The organism is Kitasatospora sp. NPDC001159, assembly GCF_053598235.1.
This window is the reverse complement of the sequence record NZ_JBSFJV010000007.1, coordinates 78,015-102,107: the sequence shown is the minus strand read 5'-3', so window position 1 is coordinate 102,107 and position 24,093 is coordinate 78,015. Positions and strand designations below refer to the sequence as shown.

22 protein-coding genes and 1 tRNA gene are annotated in these 24,093 nt (G+C 71.7%); 5 read left to right on the top strand and 18 right to left on the bottom strand.

All coding sequences use genetic code 11. From position 1 onward, the window contains the following. Positions 1–128: 128 nt before the first annotated feature. Positions 129–995 (bottom strand): MarR family winged helix-turn-helix transcriptional regulator, encoded by an 867-nt coding sequence (locus ACWC9T_RS06165; RefSeq protein WP_396247615.1) that lies wholly within the window; start codon positions 993–995, stop codon positions 129–131. Positions 996–1,398: 403 nt separating this feature from the next. Here ACWC9T_RS06165 and fabG point away from each other — a divergent pair, with 403 nt between their 5' ends. Next, the gene (gene fabG / locus ACWC9T_RS06160; RefSeq protein WP_449819862.1) at positions 1,399–2,166 is read left to right on the top strand and encodes a 3-oxoacyl-ACP reductase FabG; all 768 of its coding nucleotides are present in this window, start codon (positions 1,399–1,401) and stop codon (positions 2,164–2,166) included. A 232-nt stretch (positions 2,167–2,398) separates the two neighbouring features. Further along, positions 2,399–3,178, top strand: a complete 780-nt coding sequence (locus ACWC9T_RS06155) for a phosphatase PAP2 family protein (RefSeq protein ID WP_449819861.1) — start codon at positions 2,399–2,401, stop codon at positions 3,176–3,178. Between the two features lie 32 nt (positions 3,179–3,210). Here the strand turns inward: ACWC9T_RS06155 and ACWC9T_RS06150 are convergent, their stop codons facing one another. Beyond that, a complete protein-coding gene (locus tag ACWC9T_RS06150; protein WP_449819860.1) occupies positions 3,211–3,429 on the bottom strand; it encodes an I78 family peptidase inhibitor in 219 nt (72 codons plus the stop codon). A 78-nt stretch (positions 3,430–3,507) separates the two neighbouring features. On the opposite strand from ACWC9T_RS06150, the gene ACWC9T_RS06145 reads away from it, so the two are divergent. Then, positions 3,508–3,783 (top strand): DUF6343 family protein, encoded by a 276-nt coding sequence (locus ACWC9T_RS06145; RefSeq protein ID WP_449819859.1) that lies wholly within the window; start codon positions 3,508–3,510, stop codon positions 3,781–3,783. 69 nt (positions 3,784–3,852) lie between these two features. Here ACWC9T_RS06145 and ACWC9T_RS06140 read toward each other — a convergent pair whose 3' ends face one another. From ACWC9T_RS06140 to ACWC9T_RS06070, 15 genes are all read right to left on the bottom strand, one after another. Beyond that, positions 3,853–5,253, bottom strand: a complete 1,401-nt coding sequence (locus ACWC9T_RS06140) for an aspartate aminotransferase family protein (RefSeq protein ID WP_449819858.1) — start codon at positions 5,251–5,253, stop codon at positions 3,853–3,855. Next, a complete protein-coding gene (gene dxs / locus ACWC9T_RS06135) occupies positions 5,243–7,153 on the bottom strand; it encodes a 1-deoxy-D-xylulose-5-phosphate synthase (RefSeq protein WP_449819856.1) in 1,911 nt (636 codons plus the stop codon). Before dxs ends, ACWC9T_RS06140 begins: the two co-directional genes overlap by 11 nt. 102 nt (positions 7,154–7,255) lie before the next feature. Continuing rightward, positions 7,256–8,284: an adenosyl-hopene transferase HpnH gene (gene hpnH, locus ACWC9T_RS06130; RefSeq protein WP_449819855.1), complete on the bottom strand. Its 1,029-nt coding sequence runs from the start codon at positions 8,282–8,284 to the stop codon at positions 7,256–7,258. Between the two features lie 2 nt (positions 8,285–8,286). Continuing rightward, positions 8,287–8,967, bottom strand: coding sequence for a phosphorylase family protein (locus ACWC9T_RS06125; protein WP_449819854.1), 681 nt, complete (start codon positions 8,965–8,967; stop codon positions 8,287–8,289). Next, a complete protein-coding gene (gene shc, locus ACWC9T_RS06120; protein WP_449819905.1) occupies positions 8,964–10,988 on the bottom strand; it encodes a squalene--hopene cyclase in 2,025 nt (674 codons plus the stop codon). The genes ACWC9T_RS06125 and shc overlap by 4 nt, the downstream gene beginning before the upstream one ends. Positions 10,989–11,052: 64 nt before the next feature. Continuing rightward, positions 11,053–12,141, bottom strand: a complete 1,089-nt coding sequence (locus tag ACWC9T_RS06115; protein WP_449819853.1) for a polyprenyl synthetase family protein — start codon at positions 12,139–12,141, stop codon at positions 11,053–11,055. A 155-nt stretch (positions 12,142–12,296) separates the two neighbouring features. Beyond that, entirely contained in the window at positions 12,297–13,724 is a 1,428-nt protein-coding gene (gene hpnE, locus ACWC9T_RS06110) for a hydroxysqualene dehydroxylase HpnE (protein ID WP_449819852.1), read from the bottom strand. 166 nt (positions 13,725–13,890) lie between these two features. Beyond that, the gene (gene hpnD / locus ACWC9T_RS06105; RefSeq protein WP_355670714.1) at positions 13,891–14,748 is read right to left on the bottom strand and encodes a presqualene diphosphate synthase HpnD; all 858 of its coding nucleotides are present in this window, start codon (positions 14,746–14,748) and stop codon (positions 13,891–13,893) included. Positions 14,749–14,789: 41 nt separating this feature from the next. Next, positions 14,790–15,737, bottom strand: a complete 948-nt coding sequence (gene hpnC / locus ACWC9T_RS06100; RefSeq protein WP_449819851.1) for a squalene synthase HpnC — start codon at positions 15,735–15,737, stop codon at positions 14,790–14,792. A gap of 302 nt (positions 15,738–16,039) precedes the next feature. Beyond that, complete coding sequence (locus ACWC9T_RS06095; RefSeq protein WP_449819850.1) at positions 16,040–16,849, bottom strand: ABC transporter ATP-binding protein; 810 nt, start codon at positions 16,847–16,849, stop codon at positions 16,040–16,042. Then, positions 16,842–17,783, bottom strand: a complete 942-nt coding sequence (locus tag ACWC9T_RS06090; RefSeq protein ID WP_449819849.1) for an ABC transporter permease — start codon at positions 17,781–17,783, stop codon at positions 16,842–16,844. Before ACWC9T_RS06090 ends, ACWC9T_RS06095 begins: the two co-directional genes overlap by 8 nt. A gap of 142 nt (positions 17,784–17,925) precedes the next feature. Further along, positions 17,926–18,825 (bottom strand): glycosyltransferase family 2 protein, encoded by a 900-nt coding sequence (locus ACWC9T_RS06085; protein ID WP_449819848.1) that lies wholly within the window; start codon positions 18,823–18,825, stop codon positions 17,926–17,928. Further along, positions 18,822–19,559: a CDP-alcohol phosphatidyltransferase family protein gene (locus tag ACWC9T_RS06080; RefSeq protein WP_449819904.1), complete on the bottom strand. Its 738-nt coding sequence runs from the start codon at positions 19,557–19,559 to the stop codon at positions 18,822–18,824. Before ACWC9T_RS06080 ends, ACWC9T_RS06085 begins: the two co-directional genes overlap by 4 nt. Before the next feature lie 88 nt (positions 19,560–19,647). Then, complete coding sequence (locus tag ACWC9T_RS06075; protein ID WP_449819847.1) at positions 19,648–20,709, bottom strand: iron-containing alcohol dehydrogenase family protein; 1,062 nt, start codon at positions 20,707–20,709, stop codon at positions 19,648–19,650. Further along, complete coding sequence (locus tag ACWC9T_RS06070) at positions 20,697–21,452, bottom strand: phosphocholine cytidylyltransferase family protein (RefSeq protein ID WP_449819846.1); 756 nt, start codon at positions 21,450–21,452, stop codon at positions 20,697–20,699. The genes ACWC9T_RS06075 and ACWC9T_RS06070 overlap by 13 nt, the downstream gene beginning before the upstream one ends. 488 nt (positions 21,453–21,940) lie before the next feature. On the opposite strand from ACWC9T_RS06070, the gene idi reads away from it, so the two are divergent. Continuing rightward, positions 21,941–22,594 carry an isopentenyl-diphosphate Delta-isomerase gene (idi, locus tag ACWC9T_RS06065; protein WP_449819845.1) on the top strand — a complete coding sequence of 218 codons (654 nt, stop codon included), beginning with the start codon at positions 21,941–21,943 and terminating at the stop codon, positions 22,592–22,594. 83 nt (positions 22,595–22,677) lie between these two features. On the opposite strand, the gene ACWC9T_RS06060 is transcribed toward idi, so the two are convergent. After that, a complete protein-coding gene (locus ACWC9T_RS06060) occupies positions 22,678–23,082 on the bottom strand; it encodes an ATP-binding protein (protein WP_449819903.1) in 405 nt (134 codons plus the stop codon). A gap of 629 nt (positions 23,083–23,711) precedes the next feature. On the opposite strand from ACWC9T_RS06060, the gene ACWC9T_RS06055 reads away from it, so the two are divergent. After that, positions 23,712–23,796 (top strand) — tRNA-Leu (locus tag ACWC9T_RS06055). Positions 23,797–24,093: the final 297 nt, after the last annotated feature.

Here is a 24,093-nt window from a genome sequence, read left to right as displayed (position 1 = left end):
TGTCGAAGTGTCGCCCGCCCCGGCCGGGGACGGGCGGCACTTCGGCGTGCCGCGATTTCACCACGCGAAAAGCTACGGATCTTCGGTGCGTTGGCGAATCGTTTTGGCTGGAGTTACAGAGGCTTTGCCTAGAGCCGGGCGGCCTTGGCGATGAGCGTGAGCGCGGCCTCGTGCTCCTCCTCCGCCAGCGGCGCGAGCAGCAGCCGCTGCACCTCGGCCACCCCGGCGGCCGAGCGGTGCAGCAGGTCCTGGCCCGCCGGTGAGAGCGAGAGCAGGTTGCGGCGACCGTCCGAAGGGTCGCGCCGGCGCTGCACCAGACCGCGGCGCACCAGTCGGCTGACCATCTCGGCCATCGTGGCCTTGTCCAGCGAGGCCAGCTCGCCGACCGTGCGCTGGTCCGCGCCCGGCTCCAGCTCCAGCGCGTCCAGCACGGCGTACTGCGGGGCCGTCAGCTCAGCGCCGACGTGCTCCGACCAGAGCTTGGTGTGCACCTGCTGGCCGACCCTGATCAGATAGCCGATCGCCCGCTGGGCGTCCAGTATCGGCCGCGCGTCCGTGAAGACGGCGACCGCGGCGGGCTCCAGCCTGGCTATCTTGGCCATCACCCGGACGATCTCGATCTGCTCGTCCGGAGTGAGCGGCTCGAACAGCACCCGCTGCACGCGGACCACACCACCGGTGGCCTCGCGCACCGCCTGGGCGCCGCTCTGCGAGAGCGCGAGCAGCTTGCGCCGGCCGTCGGCCGGGTCGCGCCTTCGCAGCACGAGGCCGCGGCGGACCAGCCGCGCGACCATCTCCGCCATCGTGGCCTTGTCGAGCGAGGCACGCTCACCCACCGTGCGCTGGTCCGCGCCCGGTTCCAGGGCGAGCACCAGCAGGACCGCGAACTGCGGAGCCGTGAGATCGGCTCCGACGTGCTCGGACCACAGCCGGGTGTGGACCTGCTGCGCAACGCGAATGAGGTGTCCGGGCGACTGCTGCAGTCGCGCCGACACGCGGGTTGTCGGGATCTCCCCCAGCACCATGTATCCGTCCCGATGTCACACCCGGTGTGTGTGGGACACCCGGGTGGGGCAGTAACGGCGAGTGGGCGTCCAGCTATGAGGGAGGGCGCGCCAGCCGTGCAGCCGGTGGCTGCTGGCGGACACTATACAAACGGCGGGCCCTCGCTGGCAGGCAGGGGCGGATAGTAGACGCAGGTTCGGCAACATTGGCATATTTACGCGCTGCCACGCCCTTGCAGTAACCCGTTCTCAGCAGAAAGCCGACCGGTCGGTCCTTACCGACCGTCACCTGCGTCTCTCCACCCTGGCCGCCTCCCCTACCCGCCGGTAGGGTGTGGGCACCCTCTCCGGGGGCACTCCCCCGGAGGCACCCCCGAGAGAGACGAGAGCGAGCATGACCGAGCAGAGCACCGCCCCCCGGGTCGCCGTCGTCACCGGCGCCGCCCGCGGCCTGGGCGCCGCCACCGCCGTCCGGCTGGCCGCCGACGGCTACGCGGTCGCCGTGCTGGACCTGGACGAGACGGCCGGCAAGGACACCGTCGACCGGATCACCGCCGCGGGCGGCCGGGCACTGGCCGTCGGCGCCGACGTCTCGGACGCCGAGCAGGTCCAGGCCGCCGTCGACCGCGTGGTCGCCGAGCTCGGCGCGCCGGTCGTGCTGGTCAACAACGCCGGCGTGCTCCGCGACAACCTCCTCTTCAAGATGTCCGAGTCCGACTGGGACACGGTCATGAACGTCCACCTGCGCGGCGCCTTCCTGATGACCCGCGCGGTGCAGAAGCACATGGTCGACGCCGGCTTCGGCCGCATCGTCAACCTGTCCTCCTCGTCGGCCCAGGGCAACCGCGGCCAGGCCAACTACTCCGCCGCCAAGGCCGGCCTGCAGGGCTTCACCAAGACTTTGGCCATCGAGCTGGGCAAGTTCGGCATCACCGCCAACGCGGTCGCCCCCGGCTTCATCGCCACGGACATGACAGCGGCCACCGCGGCCCGGGTCGGCATGGACTTCGAAGACTTCAAGCGGGCTGCGGCCTCTCAGATCCCGGTCCAGCGGGTCGGTGAGCCCGAGGACGTCGCCCACACCATCTCGTTCCTCGCCAGCGAAGGCGCAGGCTTCGTCTCCGGACAGGTGATCTACGTGGCGGGCGGCCCCCTCGACTGAGCACCGGACCTACACAGGGTGACCACGGGGCGGGAGGCCGGTCGGACCGGCGTCCCGCCCCGTCTTCTTTACCGGGGCTTTTGCAGAATCATTCGAAGACCACACTGGCATTCGACTCCGGAATACGGGAAATCACTCCCCGGGCCACCACGGGACGAATCAATTGTCGATTTCCCGGGAAAATGACAATTCCCTCCGGAATGGCCCCGGCTGGATGGGTAAGGTCACCCCCGTGCAATCCAGAAGTACCCCCGCCCGCATTCCGCGACAGGAGCCGGAACGCCGCACCGCCGACCACCGGGACCTCCGGAGTCCCGCCCGCACCCCCGCCATCCCTCACGGCGGCGAGGTCGGCTGGCCCCCGATGAGCCGCCGCCGGGCCGCCCTGCTCGCCGCCACCTGCGGCGTCTACCTGCTGGTGCTGGCCGGCGTGCTGCTCAACACCGCCCTGGTCGACCTCGACTGGTCGGTCCGCCTGCTCCGCCCCTACGACCGGTGGCCCAGCCTGGAGCCGCTGCTCGCCACCTGGGTGGTCGCCGGGCAGCGCGGGCCCAGCGCGATCGCCGCCTTCGTCTGGCTCACCTGGCGCGCCCACCGCCTCGGCCGGCTGCGCCCGCTGCTGGTCATGGGCATCGCGTTGCTGCTGCTCAACATCACGGTCGGCGCGGTCAAGATCGTCACCGGCCGGCTCGGGCCGCACTACGCCCAGTACGTCGGCTCACCCGAGTTGTTCTCCGGCGGCACCATCTTCCCCTCCGGCCACACCGCCAACGCCGTGGTCACCTGGGGCGTGCTCGCCTACCTCGCGGTCCGCTGGCGGCGCACCGGCGCGGTGATCGCCGCCGCCACCGCCTGCTCGATCGGCCTGACCACGGTCTACCTGGGCACCCACTGGGTCACCGACGTCCTGGCCGGCTGGGCCGCCGGACTGCTGGTACTGCTCTCGCTGCCGCTGCTGGAACCGCTGGTCGCCGGCGCCGAGCAGCGCCTGCACCGCCGGTTCGCACGCTGAGCCCGGCCCGCGCGCCCTGCCGGACGGCAGCACTACCCCTCCCAGCTCCGCTCGACCACACCGTCCCGCACCAAGAGGTTGAGCCGCCCCTGCCGGTACTCCATGGTGATCAACTGCTCCGGCTCCAGTACCCGGACCGAGACCCAGCCGTGCCGCCGGGCCAGCTCCCGGGCCCGCTCGATACGCAGCCCCGCGTACCCCTCGGCGTCCTCCCCCATCGCACCCGCCCCCGCAGTGTCCGACCCCGTCATCGCGCCTCCCCCGGCTCGCCCCCTCGGACGTACGCTGGAATCGTAGCCCCCACCCGCGCGGCCCGGAGGTGATCGGCCATGCGTACCACTACCACCCCGCGACGGTGGCGCAGCGGCACCGAGCCGGCCACCGCCCGCAGCGACCTCAAGCTCCGGTACCTGCTCTCGCTCACCTTCACCCCGCTGTTCGCGCTGGCCACCGTGGGCTTTGCCGTCTGGGCGGCGGCTTCCCCCGTCGACGGCGCTCCCAGCCGGGGCACCCTCACCGGCTTCGCCGTAGCCCTCGGCCTGCTCACCCTGTTCGCCGCCGTCGATCTCATGGTGGTCATCCGGCGCCGCCGGACCGAGCTCTGACGCGGTGTCTCCCACGGAGTGGGAAGTCTGCCCGGCCGACTTCCCACTCCCCGGCTCCGGGGCCGGCCGTCAGCGGTTGCCGACCGCCTGCTTCACCAGCGTCCGTCCGAAGTCCCACACCAGGCCGTTGCCCCGGTGGGCCTCGTCCATGATCTCGGTGAACGCATCGACGAACCGGTCCACATCCTGATCGGTGATGATCAGCGGCGGAATCAGCTTGATCACTTCCAGGTGGTCGCCGGACACCTGGGTCAGAATCCGGTGCCGCTGCAGCAGCGGCACGACCACCATCTGCGCGAACAGCCCCTTGCGCGCCACCTGCAGCGCCGTCCAACCGGTGCGCAGCTTCAGCGACTTGGGCCGGCCGAACTCGATGCCGATCATCAGCCCGCGGCCGCGTACCTCGGCGAGCAGCTCGTACCTGTCGACCAGCGCGGCCAGCCGCTCACGGAACCGGTCGCCGACCCGTCGGGCGTTCTCCACCACCTTCTCGTCGCGCATCACCTCCAGGGTCGCCAGCCCCGCCGCCATGGCCTGGGCGTTCGACCCGAAGCTGGCCGAGTGCACCAGGACCCGGTCCATCGAGGAGTACACCTTCTCGAAGATCCAGCTCTTGCCGAGCGTCGCCCCGACCGGCACATATCCGCCGGAGAGCGCCTTGGCCGCGCAGACCAGGTCGGGCAGCACGCCCTCCTCGCTCTGGTAGGCGAAGAACTCGCCGGTGCGGCCGATCCCGGTCTGCACCTCGTCGCAGATCAGCAGCGCCCTGTGCTCGTGCAGCAGCGCCTGGGCCGCGCGCAGCCAGCCGGGCGGCGGCGCCTGGACGCCCTTGCCCTGGATCGGTTCGACGATCAGCGCCGCGACGTCGCCCCGCTTCAGTTCCTTGGCCAGCGCGCCGATGTCGCCGAGCGGGATGGCGGTGTCCGGCAGCAGCGGGTCGAAGCCCTTGCGGAAGCCGCTCTCCCCGTTGACAGAGAGCGAGCCGGTGGTCAGCCCGTGGAAGGCGTGGTCGGCGTAGAGGACCCGCTTGCGCCCGGTGGCGTACCGGGCGAACTTGAGCGCGGTCTCCACCGCCTCGGTGCCGCTGTTGCCGAAGAACACCCGGTCCAGCCCGGGCGCGTACGACAGCAGCCGCTCGGCCAGCAGCCCGGGCAGCGGCGAGCAGTCGAAGCGGACCAGGTCCGGCAGGTCCAGGTCCATCACCTGCTGGATCGCCGAGCGCACCACCGGGTGGTGGCGGCCGAGCGCGAAGATGCCGAAGCCGGCCAGCATGTCGAGGTACTCGTTGCCCTCGGCGTCGTAGAAGTACTGGCCCCTGGCGCGGTCGTAGTACTTGTCGAAGCCAATGGTGTGGAGCATCCGCGGCAGCTGCGGGTTGAGGTAGCGGCTGTGCAACTCGTACCGCTCGGCGCCTCGTTCGGCGATGAGGGCGGCGAGGTCGAAGGCGGGGCGGTCTGGGTCAGCCGGCATGGCGCGGGTTCGCTCCTCGGGTCGGTAGCAGGTTCTTGGCGAAGACCGCGGTCTGGGCGGCGACCCCGGTCCCGGTCAGACCGGTCTCCTCCAGGATCTCCCCGCGCGCGGCGTGGCCGAGGAACTCCTGCGGCAGGCCGAGGACCCGCACCGGGACGTCCACGTCGGCGTCGCGCAGCGCCTGGGAGACGGCCGAACCGACGCCTCCGGTACGGCCGTTGTCCTCGACGGTGACCACCAGCCGGTGGGCGGCCGCGAGTTCGGGCAGCGCCGGGTCGACCGGCTTGACCCAGCGCGGGTCGACCACGGTCGCGGTGAAACCCTCGGCGAGCAGCAGCCGGGCGGCGTCCAGGCAGGCGGAGGCGGTGGTGCCGACCGCGATCAGCAGGATCTCCGGCTCCGCGCCGGTGCGCAGCAGCACGTCCGTCCCGCCGATCCGTTCGATCGCCGCGACGGCGGGCCCGACGTTCCCCTTGGGGAAGCGGACCACGGTGGGCGCGTCCTCGACCTCGACGGCCTCGCGCAGCTGGGCGCGCAGCTGGTCGGCGTCGCGCGGGGCGGCCAGCCGCAGGCCGGGGACGACCTGGAGGATCGACATGTCCCACATGCCGTTGTGCGAGGCGCCGTCCGGCCCGGTCACCCCGGAGCGGTCGAGCACGAAGGTGACGCCCAGCTTGTGCAGGGCGACGTCCATCAGCACCTGGTCGAAGGCCCGGTTGAGGAAGGTCGCGTACACCGCGACCACCGGGTGCAGCCCGCCGATGGCCAGGCCGGCCGCGCTGGTGACGGCGTGCTGCTCGGCGATACCGACGTCGAAGGTCCGGTCCGGGTACGCCTTGGCGAACGGCCCCAGCCCGACCGGCTGGAGCATCGCGGCGGTGATCGCCACCAGGTCGGGCCGCCCGGCGCCGAGCTCGACCAGCTCCTCGCCGAACACGGAGGTCCAGGAGACCCCGGCGCTGGGCGAGATCGGCAGGCAGGTGTACGGGTCGATCGGGTTGACGGCGTGGAATCGGTCGGCCTCGTCCTGCTCGGCGGGCAGGTAGCCGCGCCCCTTGACGGTCAGGCAGTGCACGATGACCGGGCCGCCGAAGTTCCTGGCCTGGCGCAGCGCCTGTTCGACCGCGCCCAGGTCGTGGCCGTCGATCGGTCCGAGGTACTTGAGCCCGAGGTCCTCGAACATGCCCTGTGGAGCGAAGGCGTCCTTGAACCCCTTCTTGGCGCCGTGCAGCGCGTCGAAGATCGGCTGACCGACCAGCGGGGTGCGCTGCAGCGCCTCCTTGCCGAGGGCGAGGAAGCGTTCGTAGCCCTGGGTGGTGCGCAGGGTGGCCAGATGGTTGGCCAGGCCGCCGATGGTCTTGGCGTAGGAGCGCTCGTTGTCGTTGACGACGATGACCAGCGGCCGGTCGCGGGCCTCGGCGATGTTGTTGAGCGCCTCCCAGGCGAGCCCGCCGGTGAGCGCGCCGTCGCCGATCACCGCGACAGTGTGCCGGTCGTGCTGGCCGAGCAGCCTGGCGGCCTTGGCGAGTCCGTCGGCGTAGGAGAGCGCGGTGGAGGCGTGCGAGTTCTCGACCAGGTCGTGTTCGGACTCGGCGCGCGAGGGGTAGCCGGACAGCCCGCCCTTCGTCCGCAGTTTCGAGAAGTCCTGGCGGCCGGTGAGCAGCTTGTGGACGTAGCTCTGGTGCCCGGTGTCGAAAACGATCCGGTCGTACGGCGAGTCGAAGACCCGGTGCAGCGCGATGGTCAGCTCCACCACGCCGAGATTGGGCCCGAGGTGGCCGCCGGTGCGGGTGACGGCGTCGATCAGGAAGTCGCGGATCTCCTCGGCGAGCAGCGGGAGTTCCGACGCGGGGAACTTGCGCAGCTCGGCCGGGGATGTGACGCGGGAGAGCAGTGACATGGGTACACCTCACGACTCGAAGTGGTGCGGTGGTGCCTCCGCCCCGAGGGGCGGGGCCGGCCCGGGCACCGTGGCCCGGGCCGGACGGGAGCTCGACCGGACTCAGTGCCCGCGGTTGGCGCTGACGGTCTCAGTGATGGCGCGCAGCGACTGCTGGAGCGAGCTTATGGTCGCGAGGACGGCGGTCGGCTCGTAGCCGCAGTGGGCCATGCAGTTCTCGCAGCGCGGGTCCTTGCCGCGGCCGTACTTGCTCCAGTCGGTCTTCTCGACCAGTTCGCGGTACGTCGGCACGTAGCCGTCGGCCATCAGGTAGCAGGGCCGCTGCCAGCCGAACAGCGAGTAGTTGGGGATGCCCCAGGGGGTGCACTCGAAGTCGGCCTTGCCCTCCAGGAAGTCCAGGAAGAGCGGGCTGTGGTTGAGGCGCCAGCGCTTGCGGTTGCCGCCGGCGAAGGCCTTGCGGAAGAGCTCCCGGGTCTGCTCGACGCCGAGGAAGTGCTCCTGGTCGGGTGCCTTCTCGTAGGCGTAGGCCGGGGAGATCATCATCTCGTCCACCTTCAACTCGTCGTTGAGGTAGTCGAGGACGTCGATGACGGTCTGCGGGGTGTCGGTGTTGAAGAAGGTGCTGTTGGTGGTGACCCGGAACCCGCGCCGCTTGGCCTCCTTGATCGCGGCCACCGCCTCGTCGAAGGTGCCCTCCTTGGCCACCGACTCGTCGTGCCGCTCGCGAAGGCCGTCGATGTGCACCGCGAAGGTGAAGTACGGCGAGGGCTTGAACTTGTCGATCTTCTTGCGCAGCAGCAGCGCGTTGGTGCAGAGGAAGACGTATTTGCGGTGCCCGACCAGTTGCCGGACGATCTCGTCGATCTGCGGGTGCATCAGCGGCTCGCCGCCGGCGATCGAGACCATCGGGGCACCCGACTCCAGGACCGCGCCGACCGCCTGTGCGACGGGCATCCGCTGCTTGAGCACGCCGGCCGGGTGCTGGATCTTGCCGCAGCCCTCACAGGCCAGGTTGCACGCGAAGAGCGGTTCCAGCTCGACGATCAGCGGGAACTTGTCCCGTCGCTTGAGCAGCTTCTGCTGCATCAGGTAGGTGCCGACCCGCACGGTCTGGCGCAACGGCATGGCCATGGCTAGCTCGCCTCCTGGGGGAGCGTCGAGGATGTGGGGTGGTTCAGGTCTGCGGAGCCGGTCCCGGGCTCCTGTCGGTACCAGTCGACCAGCGCGGGTACCGTCGCCCGCAGGGTCCGCCAGGCGCGCACCCCGGCCGGGAGGGTGCCGGGCCGCAGCAGCTCGCGTTCGGGGGTGTCCACCACCACCCGCAGGACGGCGACGGGCAACACCGGGCGCACCTCCCGCAGCGCGGCCAGGACGGCGGCGGCCTCCATGTCGACGGCGAGCGCGCCCTGCAGGTGCAGGGCGCGCCGCTCGATGCCGCGCACCACGTGGTCGGCGGTGTGGTGCACCCCGGTGTGGACGGTCAGGCCGTACTCCTTGAGCGCCCGGGCCAGCTCCGGCCCGGAGTCGACCGGGTACAGGTGGCCCTCGGCGTCGCGCACGCCGTCCGCGGCGACCACGTCGCCCGGCGCCACGCCCGGGCCGACGGCGGCGCCGAAGCCGGCCACCACGACCGCGCCGTAGCCGCCCGGGGCGGAGTTGAGTAGCCGTCGGACAGCCAGCCCGGCCCGCCGCCGACCGACCCCGGTGCGCACCAGCACCGGCGGCCCGCCGGCGGCGCCGCGCCAGTCACCGCCGCGCAGCGCCCACACCTCGGGGCCCAGCGCGCAGAGCACCAGCAGGGGGGCGGTGGTCACCGCGCCGCCCCGATCGCCGGGGTACCGCTCGGCTTCGCCCGGCCCGGGGCGCCGTTGAGGTAGCGGCCGAGCGCGGTGACCGGGAAGACCAGCCGGTACAGGTGGTAGTTGATGGAGAAGTCCCACGGGAAGCCGGTCCCGGTGAACTGCGGCTCGTCCCAGGTGCCTTCGGGCAGCTGGGTGCGCACCAGCCAGTCCACGCCGTGTTCCACCGCCGGGTTGGCCCGGCCGTCCGGGCCCTCGCCGGCCGCGAGCAGCGCCATCAGCGCCCAGGCGGTCTGCGAGGCGGTGGAGTCGCCCCGCCCGGCCCAGCGCGCCGGGTCGTCGTAGGAGCGCATGTCCTCGCCCCAGCCGCCGTCGGCGTTCTGCCGGTCCTCCAGCCAGCGCACCGCCCGGCGGATCGCCGGGTGCTCGTCCGGGACGCCGGCCGCCACCAGGGCGGGCAGCACCGAGCCGGTGCCGTAGATGTAGTTGGTGCCCCAACGGCCGAACCAGGAGCCGTCCGCCTCCTGGTTGCGCAGCAGCCACTCGATGCCCCGCCGGGTCCGCGGGTCCCGGGCCCGGCCGGTCTCGGCGAGCATCTCCACCACGTGGGCGGTGACGTCGGCGGACGGCGGGTCGACCACCTCGCCGAAGTCGCAGAACGGCAGCTTGTTGGGCAGCACGCTGGTGTTGTCGACGTCGAAGGCGCCCCAAGCGCCGTTCTTGGACTGCATGCCGAGGTTCCAGAGCACGCCCCGGTCCATCGCCGCGTCGACCTTGGCCGGGTCGGGGTGGGCGACCCGGCGCAGCGCGAGCACCACCTCGGCGGTGTCGTCGATGTCGGGGTAGGTGTCGTTCTCGAACTCGAAGGCCCAGCCACCGGCCGGCAGCCCGGGCCGTTGGACGGACCAGTCGCCGCGCTTGCGGATCTCCTCGCCGAGCATCCAGTCGACGGCGGAGACCAGCGCCGGGTGGTCGGCCGGCACCCCGGCGTCGACCAGCGCGATGGTGGCCAGGCAGGTGTCCCAGACCGGGGACTGGCAGGCCTCCATCCAGCGCATGCCGTCCTCGGTGTGCACGGTGAAGCGGTCGAAGGAGGAGAGCCCCGCCTTCACCACCGGGTGCTCCAGCTCGTAGCCCTCCAGGTGCAGGGCGATCAGCGAGTAGACGGCCGGGGGCTGGATGCCGCCCCAGCAGCCGTCGGCCTCCTGCCGCTCGACGATCCAGCGGCAGGCCTGGGAGACGGCGAGTCGGCGTAGCGGCCGGAAGGCTCGGCGGTGGTAGGCGTGCAGCGCCTTGTCGAGGCGCTCGAACATGCCGTCCCAGCTGGTGGCGGGGGCGAGCGGCCGGTCGGGGTACGGGTGGTCCGGGTCGGTGTGCAGCTCGGTGAGCGCGAAGGGGGCCGGACGGACCGGGCGGTGGGCCGAGACGACGGTCAGCGGGACGATGGTCTGGCGGGCCCAGCAGCCGAAGGCGTAGATGTTCAGCGGCAGCCACTTGGGCAGGAAGATGATCTCGGGCGGCATCTCCGGCAGCCGCTCCCAGGGCCACCAGCCGAAGAGCGCGAGCCAGATCCGGGTGAACACCCGGGCGGCCGCGATGCCCCCGGCGGAGCGGACGTAGCGGGCAGCGGCCAGCATGTGCGGGGCGTCCGGGTCGTCACCGGCGAGCTTGAGGGCGACGTACGCCTCGACGGTGGTGGACAGCTCGGGCGGCCCGCCGTGGAAGGTGGCCCAGGTGCCGTCCTCCCGCTGCTGTGAGCGGATCCACTCGGCGGTGGCCCGGGTCTGCTCCTCGGTCCTGATGCCCAGGAACTGGCGGAGCAGTAAGTCCTCGGCGTCCATGGTGACGTTGGTCTCCAGGTCGCCTTTCCACCAGCCCTCGGAGGACTGCAGCGAGAGCAGGTGGGTGGTGGCGCGCGCCAGGGCCTCGTGCGCGTCGGCGGGCCGGAGTTCCGCCTCACCGGCCGGCCGGAGCTGGTCGGTGTCCTCGGGCTGCCACCGCCCCGTGCCCAGCAGGGTCGGGGGGCGGTCGCCCACCGCGACCGGCTCGGAATCGTACTCAGGGTCGAGCCGGCCGTCCGCGGTTGCTGTCAACGTAACGTCACCTCTCTCGTACCACCACGAATTCGGCGAGTGCGACGAAGTGCTCGCGCACCCCGTCGGACATGGGCACCTCGTCCAGGGCGGCGAGGGCAGTCGTGTGCTGGCGGCGGGCCTCCTCCTGGGTCCAGGCCCGACCGCCGGCCTCCTCGATCAGCGCGGCCCGGGCGGCGAGCTCGGGCTCGCTCTCCTCGCCCCGGCCCGTCGGGTCCGCCAGCTGCTCGGCAAGCCGACGCGAGGCCAGGCCGCCCTCGGCCAGCGCGGCGGCGACCGGCAGGGACTTCTTGCGTTGGCGCAGGTCCCCCCAGTGCGGCTTGCCGGTGACCTCGGTCGCGCCCCAGATGCCGAGCAGGTCGTCCACCGCCTGGAAGGCCAGGCCCAGGTGGTGGCCGTAGCGCTCGAGCGCGTCGGAGACCTTGTCGTCGGCCCCGGCCAGCACGGCGCCGATCGCCGAGGCGGCGGCCAGCAGTGCCGCCGTCTTGCCACCCTCCATCTCCAGGCACTCGGCCACGGTGACGCTGTCGCGCTGCTCGAAGGCGACGTCCAAGGCCTGGCCGTCGATCAGCCGACGGGTCGCCGTGGTGAGCAGCCGGACGGCGCGAGCGGCGTCGGCGGGGCTCGCGCCACCGGTCACCGCGGCGTCGAGCAGCACCTCCGTGCCGAGCGTGGCCAAGGCGTCGCCGACCAGAATCGCCTGGGCCGGTCCGAAGACCGTCCAGGCGGTGGCGCGATGCCGCCGGGTCTCGTCACCGTCCATCAGATCATCATGAAGGAGGGAGAAGTTGTGCACCAGTTCAACAGCCACCCCACCGGGCACGCCCACCTCGGCCGCCGCACCGGTGGCCTGGGCGGACAGCAGCGCCAGCGCCGGGCGCACCGCCTTGCCACCGTCCCCCTCGACCGGGGTGCCGTCCCGGTCGATCCAGCCGAAGTGGTACGCCGCGACGGTGTCCATCGGTGCGGCCAACCGGGCGACGGCGGCCCGCAGCGGCGGGGTGCAGAGCGTACGGCTGCGGGCGAGCAGCTCCGGCACCGAGACCGGTTCGGCGTGCGCCGTGCCTCCGACGGCGAAGCCGGTGCGTGACTCCACGTGCGTTCCCTCTCCCTCGTGGTGCCGGACCGCACGGGGCGGCCGGGTGCTGTCGGTGCGGCTGGTGTCGATAGTGGTACCGAAGAGAACGGTGTCGGTGCGGCCGACAGTACGCCCGTCGGCTCTCGCGGGCTCTCCGGCGGAGGGGCCCGCCGTCACCTGGGCCACCTCCCGTCGCCGCAGTCCACCGGCACCCGGGCGCCGGCCGCGGCGAGCGCGGCGTCGGCGGCGGCGTGGCCGCTGCGCACGGCACCCTCCATCGTCGCGGGCCAGCCGGTGGCCGTCCACGAGCCGGCCAGCAGCAGACCGGCGACGGCCGTCTCGGCCGACGGGCGCAGCACGGCGGTGCCCGGGGCGCCGTCGAAGGTGGCGGTGCGCTCCCTGGTGACGAAGAAGTCCAGCACTTCGGCCCCGGCCGCGGCCGGCAGCAGCCGGGCCAGCTCGGGCAGGTAGCGGCGGCGCAGTTCGGCCACCGGCAGGTCGATCTCGTCCTGGACGGCGGACTGGGAGAGCGCCAGGTACTGGGCACCGGGGTGGGCTCGGCCGATCGAGGTGCCGACCAGGCCGGAGTGGGTGGTGCGGTCGAAGACCCACTGGACCGGGGAGTCGAGCGCGGCGAAGAAGGGTCGGCGCAGCACCTTGCGGTCGTAGACCACGTGCACGTTGAGGATCGGCGCGGTGCCGAAGTCGGCCAGCCGCTGGGACACGGCCCCCGGCGGCAACAGGGCGGCCGCGGTGTCCTGGGCACCGGCCAGCACCACGGTGTCGGCGGTGAGCAGTTCCCCGCTCTCCAGCCGGACCGCGTGCTGGGGCGCGGCCGGCTTGAGTTCCGCGACCCGGGCGCGCAGCCGCACCTTCACGCCGGCGCGTTCCAGCTCGGCGAGCGCCCGGTCGTGGTGGATCACGCCGAGCGGGACGGCGGCGATGCCGATGTCGGCGGCGCCCGGGTCGGAGAGCAGGCCGGTCTTGAACACCTTGGCGGCGAGCGTCAGCGACACCTGGTCGGCCCGGGCGTTCAGGGTGGCGATGCCGACCAGGTCCCACAGCGCGGCCGTGGTGGCGGCGTTCTGCCCGTTGCGGCGCAGCCACTCTCCGAAGGAGAGCCGGTCCAGCGCCGGGTCGTCGAGGTCCAGTCCCTTGAGGGCGAGCGCGCCGCGGACCACCCGGGCGCGGTCGGCCGCCGACAGGTGCGGGTAACGGGCGAGGCTGCCGGCCAGGTGCAGCGGGACCGGCAGGCCGGCCCTGCGCAGTCGACCCAGGGTGCGCACCGGGGCCTCGTCGGGGCCGGTGGCGGAGAGCACCGGGACGTCCAGGCGCTCCTGCAGGTGGGTCATCCGGGTGGCGCCGAGGCGCTCCAGCAGGCCGCGGTAGGCGGTGCAGCAGCGCAGGAAGACGTGCTGGCCGTTGTCGACGGTCAGCTCGCCGCGCTGGAAGGAGAAGGCCAGCCCGCCGAGCCGGGGCCGGCCCTCGGCGAGGGTGACGTCGTGGCCGGCCTCGGCCAGCCGCAGTGCGGTGGTGATCCCGGCCAGGCCGCCGCCGACCACGACGGCGGCCGGGCGCGCGGCATCGGCTCGCCCGGTCATCAGCCCTCCCCCTCGAAGTCGCAGGACCGCGCGGCGGCGGTCGCTGTGGCCGGCACGCAGACGGTCGGCGTCGTCGTGGTCGACCCGGTCGTGGTCAACGTGGTCAACACGGCTCTACCCGGATGTGATTCCCCGCTGACACAGCGTGACAGAACTGTGGCAAGAATCAAGAACGCCCCCCGGCGAGCCCGGAAAGCGCCACGTACGCCTTCTCCCAGCCCGGCAGCGAGACCCGGCCGCGCAGCACCGACTCGGGGTCGGCGGCGATCCGGCCGAGCAGCCGGTGGTAGATCCCGGCCATCGCGGCGGTGCAGGCCCGGCTGCGGCGGTCGAGCATCGGCAGCAGCCGCAGGCCCTCCTCGAAGGCGGCCTGGGCGCGGGCGGCCTCGAAGGCCACCAGGCCGGTGAAGTCGGCGCCGACCGGCGGCTTGGGCAGCGCGAAGCCCTGCTCGCAGCCGAACCGGACGAGATCCTCGGTGGGCAGGTAGGTGCGGCCGTTCAGGGCGTCCTCGCGCAGGTCGCGCAGGATGTTGGTGAGCTGCAGGGCCAGGCCCAGGGTGTCCGCGTACCGGGCCCCGCGCTCGGGGTCGTCGCAGCCGTACACGCCCAGCGAGAGCCGGCCGATCGCGCCGGCCACGCAGCGGCAGTAGACCTTCAGCTCCTCGTACGTCTGGTACTCGGCGCCCTTGAGGTCCATCTCGACGCCGTCGATCAGCTCGTCGAAGCCGCCGAGCGGGATCGGGAAGCGCCGGGCCGCGTCGGCCAGGGCGACCTTGATCGGGTCGGTGTCGTCCTCGGCCACCACCCCGGAGCGGACCTCGTCCACCAGTTCCCGGGTACGCAGCAGCGCCTCGGCCTTCCGGTCGTCCGGGAGGTCGCCGTCGCCGATGTCGTCCACCCGGCGGGCGAGGGCGTACAGGGCCGACATGGCCAGCCGCTTGGGCTCGGGCAACAGCCGGATGCCGTAGCTGAAGTTGCGCGCCTGCATCCCGGTCACTGCCTCGCAGTACCGGTACGCCGCCATGACCTGGGCCGACGCCAGTGGTGATGCCGCCACTCGGGCGTTCACCTTCCCTTCGCGAAGATGGCCGCCGCCTTCGCTGCGAGGCGGCGCTTGTCCGGCTTCGCCTGCTGGGCGAGTACGTCGTACCCGGCGTCCTCGACGGCCGCCAGGGCCGCGTAGCCGCCGGCGGTGAATCCCGCCAGGAGCAGTCGAAGCCTCCCCCGAACCGTACCTACCAATGGTGCGCCGCGGTCGAGCAGGGTGCGGGCCCGTTCGGCCTCGAAGGCGATCAGTTCCCGCACCGCCCCGTTCGCGCTGGGGGCGGCGAGCTCGGCCTCGGTGACGCCGAAGCGGTCGAGGTCCCCGGTGGGGAGGTAGATCCGGCCGCGGGAAAGGTCCTCGGCCACGTCCTGCAGGTGCTCGACCACCTGGAGACCACTGCAGACGGCGTCCGACAGCGCGATCCGCTCGGGGGTGGCGACCCCCGCGATGGCGAGCACCAGGCGGCCGACCGGGTCGGCGGAGAGCGTGCAGTAGCCGATCAGGTCGTCGTAGGTGGCGTAGCGGGTGGTGGTCTGGTCCACCCGGTTGGCCTCGATCAGACGGCGGAACGGCTCGGGGGTGAGGTTGCGCTTGGCGACCAGCGGGACCAGCGCCCGCAGCAGCGGGTGGCGGGGTCGGTCGGCGCCACCGGGGTGCACGGTGGTCTCGAAGACCCGGTCGAGGTCGCGCTCCAGCCCGTCGAGCAGGGCGAGCCGGAAGGCGACCTCCGCCGGGCTCGGCGGGCCGGACTGCTCCGAAGGGGTGGCGGGGGGCCGCTGCTCGACCCCGAGCAGGGCGGCGGTGGCGGCCGGGTCGGCCAGGTCGCCGTCGCCGGCGTCGTCGACCAGCCGGGCGAAGCCGTAGACCCTCATCAGGTCGTCGCGCCAGGCCGCGGGCAGGAAGAACGGGGCGACCGGGAAGTTCTCCGCACCCGCCTTCTCCAGGGTCTGTCCCGCGGATGGGTTCACCGGCGTATCACTGGGCTGGGCCGAAGCCGACACTGCTGTCACTCCCCCGTTCTACACCGCCGGGTATCACCGGTCCGACTCGGACACGCGTCCGAGCGCGGGCGTCACGTACGACACACCACCCCCGCGCCTACAGCCTGACACCACGGGCCGCGCCCGAGAAGAGCGCCCCGCCCGGCGCACGGGGGCGCTCACCCCCGCGGCGGCGGGCCACCCGGGTACCGGTGGCCCGCATGCCGAAGGGCCGGCTCCGGAGTATTCCGGGGCCGGCCCTTCGGAGCCAGGAATTTTCGCAGCCGGGTTTACGGGCGCTCGCCGCGCTCGTAACGGCCGACGACCTCCTCGGTCGGGCCGTCCATGATCAGCTCACCGGCCTCGATCCAGATGGTCCGCTCGCAGACCTCGCGGATCGAGTTGTTGTCGTGGCTGACCAGGAAAACCGTACCGGCGGACCCGCGCAGCTCGTCGATGCGCCGCTTGCTGCGCTGCTGGAAGGCCTGGTCACCGGTGGCCAGGGCCTCGTCGATCAGCAGCACGTCGTGGGCCTTGGCGGCGGCGATCGAGAAGCGCAGGCGGGCGCCCATGCCGGAGGAGTAGGTGCGCATCGGCAGGGAGATGAAGTCGCCCTTGTCGTTGATGCCGGAGAAGTCGACGATCTCCTGGTAGCGCGCCTTCACCTGGGCCGGGGTCATGCCCATCGCCAGGCAGCCCAGGATGACGTTGCGCTCACCGGTCAGCTCGTTCATCAGGGCCGCGTTGACGCCCAGCAGCGAGGGCTGGCCGTTGGTGTAGATGCCGCCCTTCTCGGTCGGCAGCAGGCCCGCGATGGCGGCCAGCATGGTTGACTTGCCGGAGCCGTTGGAGCCGATCAGGCCGACCGCCTCGCCCTTGTACGCGGTGAAGCTGATGCCCTTCACCGCGTGCACCTCGCGCACGCCGGCGGCGCGCTTGCGGCTGATGATGCGGCTCAGCGCCGAGGTGGCGCTGCCCTTGCCGGAGCCGGCGCCGTGCACCCGGTAGACGATGTGCACGTCGTCGACGACGACGGTGGGCTCGCGGGCCACGTTCGCAGCCGGGACGGCGTCGCGCTTGCTCAGGTCGGTGTCAGCCACGGCCGTACTCCTCCTCGGCCTTCCAGAAGAAGACGTATCCGATGACGAACATGCCGACGCCCCAGGCCAGACCGTACGTCCACTGGTGCGGCGGGATGGTCTGGTGCGCGGACTGGTGCTTGTTGTAGATGATCGGCGCGAAGGCGTGCCGGAGCAGGTCCATGTAGACCGAGGCCGGGTTGAGGGCCATGATCGTCTGGATGTAGTGCGGCCAGGTCGAGATCTTGTCCTGGATGCTGAACATCACACCGGACAGGAACATCCAGGCGCGCATCACGAACGGGATCAGCTGCGAGATGTCGCTGGTCTTGGAACCGATCCGGGCGAAGATCAGCGAGACGCCGGTGTTGAACAGGGTCTGCAGGAACAGCGCCGGGAGGATCAGCAGCCAGGTCTTGCCGGGGGTGATACCGGCCGCCAGCACGGTGATGACCAGCACGATCATCGAGATCAGCAGTTGCTGGAGCTGGATCACGGTGAAGGCGATCGGCAGGCTGGCGCGCGGGAAGTGCAGCGCGCGGATCAGGCCGAGGTTGTCCGAGATCGCCCGGGTGCCGGACTGCACCGCGTTCTGGGTGAACTGGAAGACGAAGACGCCGATGCAGAGCCAGGCGATGTAGGTGTTCGGCGGGAAGTTGTCCTTGCTCTTCAGGATGACACCGAAGACCAGGTAGAACACACCGCAGTTGAGCAGCGGGGTCACGACCTGCCACAGCTGCCCGAGCTTGGCGTCGGTGTACTGGGCCACCAGGCGGGCGGTGGCGAAGGCCCAGATGAAGTGGCGCCGGGCCCAGAGCTGCTTGGTGTAGGCGAACAGACCGGGCCGTGCACCGCTCACCGACAGACGGTACTTGTCCGCAAGCTGCTTGGGGGTCAGGCCCGCATCTGCCCCCCTCGGGGCCGAGAGGCTGACGGGTTCACTCACTGTCGACACATTCGTCCTTCACGCGGGATCGGTCGGGGCGGCCGGTCGGCGGGGGTCCGCCAGCCTTGCGCCGATGGGGATCCACTGGGATCACGGGGGGATTCCGGTCGGTGTGTGGTCACCGACCGTGGCGATCGATCACCTGATCAAATCAGATGATCGGAGGTCGGCCCATCTTGGTCAGTCGCCAGACGGTACGCCATCGCATGGGCTTCCGCGGACCGCAGGGTTCGCGGAAACCCGCCCGGAATCCGCCCAACCAGGCCTTCAGTCCCTCGGCAGAGGGGCGTCGGGCCACGGTCAGCAGAAACCAGGTTCCCAGATAGAGAGGCACCAGCGGGGCCGGAAGGTTCCGCCTCGCGAGCCAGACCCTGTTACGGGCCACGTTGTGGAAGTAGGCGGCGTGCCGGGCCGGCGAGGTGGCCGGGTGGTGCAGCACCACGTCGGACCGGTAGTCGATGGCCCAGCCGGCGTCCAGCGCGCGCCACGCGAGGTCGGTCTCCTCGTGGGCGTAGAAGAACTCGGCGGGCAGCTGCCCGGCCTGCTCGAACACCTTGCAACGCACGGCGCTCGCGCCGCCCAGGAAGGTGGTCACCCGGGAGGAGCGCATCGGGTCGCTGGCGCGCAGCCGGGGGACGTGCCGGCGCTGGGTGACACCGGTGTCCGGGTCCTCGATCCGGAAGGAGACGATGCCCAGCTCCGGGTCGGTGGTGAAGGCCTCGCGCAGCAGGCGGGCCGAGTCGGTGCGCGGCAGCAGCCCGTCGTCGTCCAGGAAGAGGACGGCGTCCACGTCCCGGCCGTCCGGCCCGAACAGCTCGATGCCGACGTTGCGCCCGCCCGGGATGCCGAGGTTCTCCGGCAGCTCGACGCTGCGCACGCCCTCCGGCAGCGGGGGCAGCTCGGCGCCCTGGCCGACCACGGCGAACTCGACGGCCGGGCCCTCCTGGGCGCGGACGGACTCGATCAGGGCGTTGAGCTCGGCGGGCCGGTTGCCCATGGTGATGATGACGACGCCGAGGCGGAAGCTCTCCGCAGTGGTGGGAACACTCATCGCAGCCTGCTCGACAGGACGATGGACAGCAGGTGCAGCACGGTCTGCAGCATGGCGATCGCCGCCAGCACCACGACCGCGAGCCGGGTGAAGAACAGCCCGCCGTGCACGGCGTCGGCGATCCCGGCCGCCAGGATGAACAGCGAGGCCTCGACCGCGCCGACCAGGCGGTGGAACTTCAGCAAGGAGGCCGCCTTGCGGGCCTTGGCCACCGAGGCCGAGCGCGGCACCGAGGCGCTGTCCTCGACCGCCGTCATGCCGCTGCGGGCCCGGGCCACGTCCACCAGGTCCGTCTCGGACTTGATCAGGATGGCGCCGAGCGCGGCCAGCGTGCCCAGGAACGCCCACTCCCAGTGCGAGCCGTGGCCCTCACGGTGCAGCAGGTCGGTGGCGCGCAGACCGAGGCCGGTCAGCAGGGCCGCCTCGGACATGTAGTGGCCGACCCGGTCCAGGTAGACACCGGTGAGCGAGGTCTGCCGGCGCCAGCGGGCCACCTCGCCGTCCACGCAGTCCAGCAGCAGGTAGACCTGGATCAGCAGGGCGCCCAGGACCGCCCCGGCGATGCCCGGCACGACCAGCGCGGCACCGGCCAGGATGCCGGTGAACATCATCAGGTACGTCAGGCCGTTGGGCGTGATCGCCGTCATGGTGGACAGCACGCGGGTGATCCGCAGCGAGATCTTCCGCATGTACAGGCGCCCGGCCCAGTGCTCGGCGCTGCGGCGCTGGAGCATGCCCTCCGGGTGGATCACCGCGCGCAGTTCCTCGATCGAGGGCCGGCGGGTCAGGTCCACCGGGGGCCGCGCGCCCGCGGTGGAGGGGTCAGCTGTTGACGGCTTGGACATAGTCGGCGTACGCGTCCCTGATTGCGGAGGGGGAGAGGTCGAGGTGTTCCAGGATGGTGAAGCGCCCTGGCCGGGTGTTCGGAGCGTAGTGCACCGCTTCGGTGAACTCCGCCTCGGTGAAACCGATCTGAGCCGCGGTCACCGGCAGCCCGTGACTCGCCAGGCGCTCCACGATCAGACCGGTCAGCTCGTGCTCGCCCCGCAGGAAGCTGGCGAACGCCGCACCGAGACCGACCTGCTCGCCGTGCTGGGCGGACCGCTTGGGGAACAGCACGTCCAGGGCATGGCAGATCTCGTGGCAGGCGCCCGAGGAGGGTCGGCTGCTGCCCGCGATGTTCATCGCGATGCCGGACAGTACCAGGGCTTCCGCGAGGGCCGTCAGGAGGTCCTGATCCTGAGTGTTTCCTGGGTGCCGCAGCAGGTTCTCGCCCGCCGAACGGGCCATCGCGACGGCCAGTCCGTCCACCGGCTCGCCGGTGATCGCGTGCGACAACTCCCAGTCCGCGCAGGCCGAGATGTTGGAGACGACGTCCCCGATGCCGGCCGCCACGAAGCGCTGCGGGGCCTGCCGGATCACGTCCAGGTCGATGACGATGCCGATCGGGCTGGGCACCCCGTAGGAGCCCCGGCCGGCGTCGTTGTCGAGGGTGGAGACGGGCGAGCAGATGCCGTCGTGGGCCAGGTTGGTGGCGACCGCGACCAGCGGCAGTCCGACCCGGGCGGCGGCGTACTTGGCGGCGTCGATGATCTTGCCGCCGCCGAGGCCGACGATCGCGTCGTAGTGCCCGCCGCGCATCTCCTCGGCCAGCCGCACCGCGCTGTCCAGGCTGCCGTCGTCCACGTTGTACCAGTCGGCGCCGGGCAGGGCCGGCTCCAGGCGGCGACGCATCGCCGCGCCGGAGCCGTTGCTGATCGCCACCGCGATCCGGCCCGAGGCCGACAGCCGCTGGTCCGCGAGGATGCCGCCGAGCGCGTCCAGCGCGCCCGGGCGGATCTCCACGAACAGCGGCGACGGGACCAGTCGGGTCAGTACTGGCACGCGATCTCCCGCGCCTTCGCCAGGTCGTCGTGGTTGTCGACCTCGACCCAGGACACCTCGCCGATCGGCTGGACGTCGATCCGCAGGCCCCGGTCGACCATCTCCTGGTAGCCGTCCTCGTAGTACAGCTGCGGGTCGCGCTCGTAGGTGGCGCGCAGCGCGTCGGTGAGGTCGGCGGCGGCGGAGGGGTTGATCACGGTCACGCCGATGTACTCGCCGGTCGCCTCGGCCGGGTCCATCAGCTTGGTGATGCGGCGCATGCCGGCGGCCGGGTCGACGACGACCTTCATCTCCTCGTCGGCGAGCTTCTTCACCGTGTCGAGGGCGAGCAGGATGCCCGGGGCCCGGCCGCTCTCGGCGAGGCGCTGGTTGCCCTCCAGCATGGTGGCCTGGACGGAGGCCGGGTGGACGGTGTCGCCGTTGGCCAGCAGCAGGCCCTCGGAGAACAGCTCACGGGCGCACCAGAGCGAGTAGGCGTTGTTCCACTCCTCGGCCTTGTCGTTCTCGACCAGGTGGAGCTTGACGCCGTACTTGTTCTCCAGGGCGCCCTTGCGGTCGTACACCGCCTCCTTGCGGTAGCCGACGACGATCGCGGCCTCGCGCAGTCCGACCTCGGCGAAGTTGCCCAGGGTGAGGTCCAGGACGGTCCGCTCCCCGTCGACCGGCACCAGCGCCTTGGGCAGGGTGTCGGTGTACGGGCGCAGCCGGCGGCCGGCGCCGGCTGCCAGAACGAGGCCGATCATGCGGGGTCTCCTGATCCGTCGTACGTCGTGCTGTGCGCGCGGGGATGTGCCGACGGGGCGGCGACGCTCCGGTGCGCCGGACCGGTGTTCGACCTGGCCGGGCGGCGGCGCGCCGATACCGGCACAGATCCGGGCAGCGTGTCGTAAGTGATGGTAGGCGACCCGGGCGATCGACCCGAACGCGCCCGGTGGCGGCCGGGTGACGGCGAGGTGGCCATGTCGTGATCGAACGGACTTCAAACGGGTTCCGAACGGTTCTGCGAACCGAATGACCCTTCCGAGGGTGCCCTGGACCCTTCTCTGCCCGGATCCGGACTCCTGCGGGTCATGATCCGCCCGGTTGTGCGTGGGACCCGTCCCGACCGCCACCCATACGGCAGACTGGAGCCCGACGCCGGCGCCGGTGCCCCCGCTGTGTCCGCTGCACTCCACCCGGTGCACACGACGCACCCGATGCTTCCGTTGCCACCGCCCCCGAAAGAGGCCTCATGCCCCAGAGTCTGCCGACCGAACCGACACGTTTCGATGCCGAGATCGACACCGGTCTCAACGTGGAGACAGACGTGACGGTCGACCCACGGGGCCTGTCCACCGCCCCCACGGGCACCGAGATCCTGCTTGAACTGGTCGACGACGCGGGTGTCACGATCGGCACTGCCGAGAAGCTATGGGCCCACCAGCAGCCCGGCCGACTCCACCGGGCCTTCTCGGTGTTCCTCTTCGACCGCCAGGGCCGACTGCTGCTGCAGCGCCGGGCGCTCGGCAAGTACCACTCCCCCGGTGTCTGGTCGAACACCTGCTGCGGGCACCCGTACCCGGACGAGCCGCCCTTCGTGGCCGCCGCCCGGCGCACCGCCGAGGAACTGGGCGTCGCACCGGCGCTGCTCTGCGAGGCGGGGACGGTCCGCTACGACCTGCCGGACGAGGCCTCCGGGCTGATCGAGCGGGAGTGGAACCACCTGTTCGTGGGTCTGGTCACCGCTCCGGTCACCCCCAACCCGGACGAGGTGGACGACTTCGCCTTCGTGACCGCGCAGGAGCTGCGGGAGCTGCGGGCGGAGCGGCCGTTCTCGGTGTGGTTCGAGACGGTTTTCGAGGCGGCGCTGCCGGGGATCCGGGAGATCGCCGGGCGGGACTGGTAGGGCGGCCGGTTCCCTGGTCGGTTTGGCTCGGCCTCCGGGGCGGCTTTCGACTCGACGGCCGCATTCCTCCCTGAGCGCGCCCGTCAGTGCCCGGGCTCCGGGGGGACGGGCAGCGAGGCCCAGATGACCTTGCCGCCCTCCCCCGTGCGTTCGACGTCGCACACCCCGCCGGCCTGCAGGGTCACGCTCTTCACCAGCAGCAGGCCGCGCCCGCCGGTGCGTCCGGTGTCGCTCTCCAAAGCCTTCGGGCGGTACGGGTCACCGTCCTCCACCGACACCCGCACCCAGCCTCGGCGCACCGACAACTCGGTGATCACCTCGGGTGACAGCTCGGCGGCGTGCGTCACGGCGTTGCTGACCAACTCGGAGACGATCAGCAGCAGGTCGTCCACCAGCTCCTGGTAGCGCACCCCGGCCATGCCCTGGGCCAGCAGGCGGTCTCGGACCGCGTGCCGGGTGCGCGGCACGGAGGTCTCCTCCGCGGACACCCGGAAGCGCCAGACGCCCTCGGCGGGGCCGTCGGCGGCCTTCCGGCCCGGTTTTCGTCCGGGTTCCCGGTCGGGCCTTCTGGGTCGGCCGGGCCGGCCCCGCTGGTCGGGCTGCTCCGGCTGCTCGGGATTCTCGGGCTTCTCGGGTCGGCCGGGCCGGTCCGGGTGGCCGGCGTCGGTGCGCGCGCCGCCCTGGCTGCCGCGTCTCGGTTCGGCCTCCGCCGTTCCGCTGATCTGCTCCACGTCCAGCCGCCCTTCGTCCGCGACCCGGGAATCAGGCGATCCGCTCATGGTGCCCTCGGTCCACAGAGGCTAGGAGAGCGGTCGGCGCGGCCGTGGCACCGTCGACAACTTGCCCGTGTCGGATCGGTTCCGACCTGAGTCGATCGATCACGGCACTGAGACCGACCGTTTGCTTCGCGCTCGCCACCGCTTCGGCCGAGGTTCGAGCGCCCTGGCGAGCCGTCCCAGCCAGTCCGGCCAGGCCTCGGGTGCCCACCGGCCGCGCGTCCGAACGGGACTCGCGAACATCAGGCCGAGGAAACGCAGGTGAGAAGCACTCCAGAACCCTGGTAATGTTCTCTCTGTCGCCGAGGGGGCGAGAGAAAAACCCCCGAAGCACACACCCCGTCCGGGTGGCGGAATGGCAGACGCGCTAGCTTGAGGTGCTAGTGCCCTTTATCGGGCGTGGGGGTTCAAGTCCCCCCTCGGACACAGTCGAATTCCCCGTGGGATCCGAAAGGAACCCGCGGGGAATTTCCTTTTTCCCGGTTCGGCTTCCGCCGGTTCATTTCCCTCGGCCCGACGTTCCTGGCTCGATCCTTGCTCCACCGCCTGTGGCGGTGTGGCGTCGGCCTCTCCACGAGGCCCGCCGTCCGGAAACCGGACACGAGATGGCAACGATCGGGCGGTTTGAGCTTCCTCTGAGGTATTCGTCCCATTTCGGACCATAGGCTGCTGGGGTTTGTCCGGAATACCGACTCAAAACCGTAAAAGCTCCGACACCACCCG

Bases quoted from the DNA above. Each gene is read 5' to 3' on its own strand.
- fabG (WP_449819862.1), top strand. From the start codon at position 1,399: ATGACCGAGCAGAGCACCGCCCCCCGGGTCGCCGTCGTCACCGGCGCC.
- ACWC9T_RS06150 (WP_449819860.1), bottom strand. From the start codon at position 3,429: ATGACGGGGTCGGACACTGCGGGGGCGGGTGCGATGGGGGAGGACGCC.
- ACWC9T_RS06145 (WP_449819859.1), top strand. From the start codon at position 3,508: ATGCGTACCACTACCACCCCGCGACGGTGGCGCAGCGGCACCGAGCCG.
- ACWC9T_RS06140 (WP_449819858.1), bottom strand. From the start codon at position 5,253: ATGCCGGCTGACCCAGACCGCCCCGCCTTCGACCTCGCCGCCCTCATC.
- dxs (WP_449819856.1), bottom strand. From the start codon at position 7,153: ATGTCACTGCTCTCCCGCGTCACATCCCCGGCCGAGCTGCGCAAGTTC.
- hpnH (WP_449819855.1), bottom strand. From the start codon at position 8,284: ATGGCCATGCCGTTGCGCCAGACCGTGCGGGTCGGCACCTACCTGATG.
- hpnE (WP_449819852.1), bottom strand. From the start codon at position 13,724: ATGACCGGGCGAGCCGATGCCGCGCGCCCGGCCGCCGTCGTGGTCGGC.
- hpnD (WP_355670714.1), bottom strand. From the start codon at position 14,748: ATGGCGGCGTACCGGTACTGCGAGGCAGTGACCGGGATGCAGGCGCGC.
- ACWC9T_RS06085 (WP_449819848.1), bottom strand. From the start codon at position 18,825: ATGAGTGTTCCCACCACTGCGGAGAGCTTCCGCCTCGGCGTCGTCATC.
- ACWC9T_RS06080 (WP_449819904.1), bottom strand. From the start codon at position 19,559: ATGCTCCAGCGCCGCAGCGCCGAGCACTGGGCCGGGCGCCTGTACATG.
- ACWC9T_RS06070 (WP_449819846.1), bottom strand. From the start codon at position 21,452: ATGATCGGCCTCGTTCTGGCAGCCGGCGCCGGCCGCCGGCTGCGCCCG.
- idi (WP_449819845.1), top strand. From the start codon at position 21,941: ATGCCCCAGAGTCTGCCGACCGAACCGACACGTTTCGATGCCGAGATC.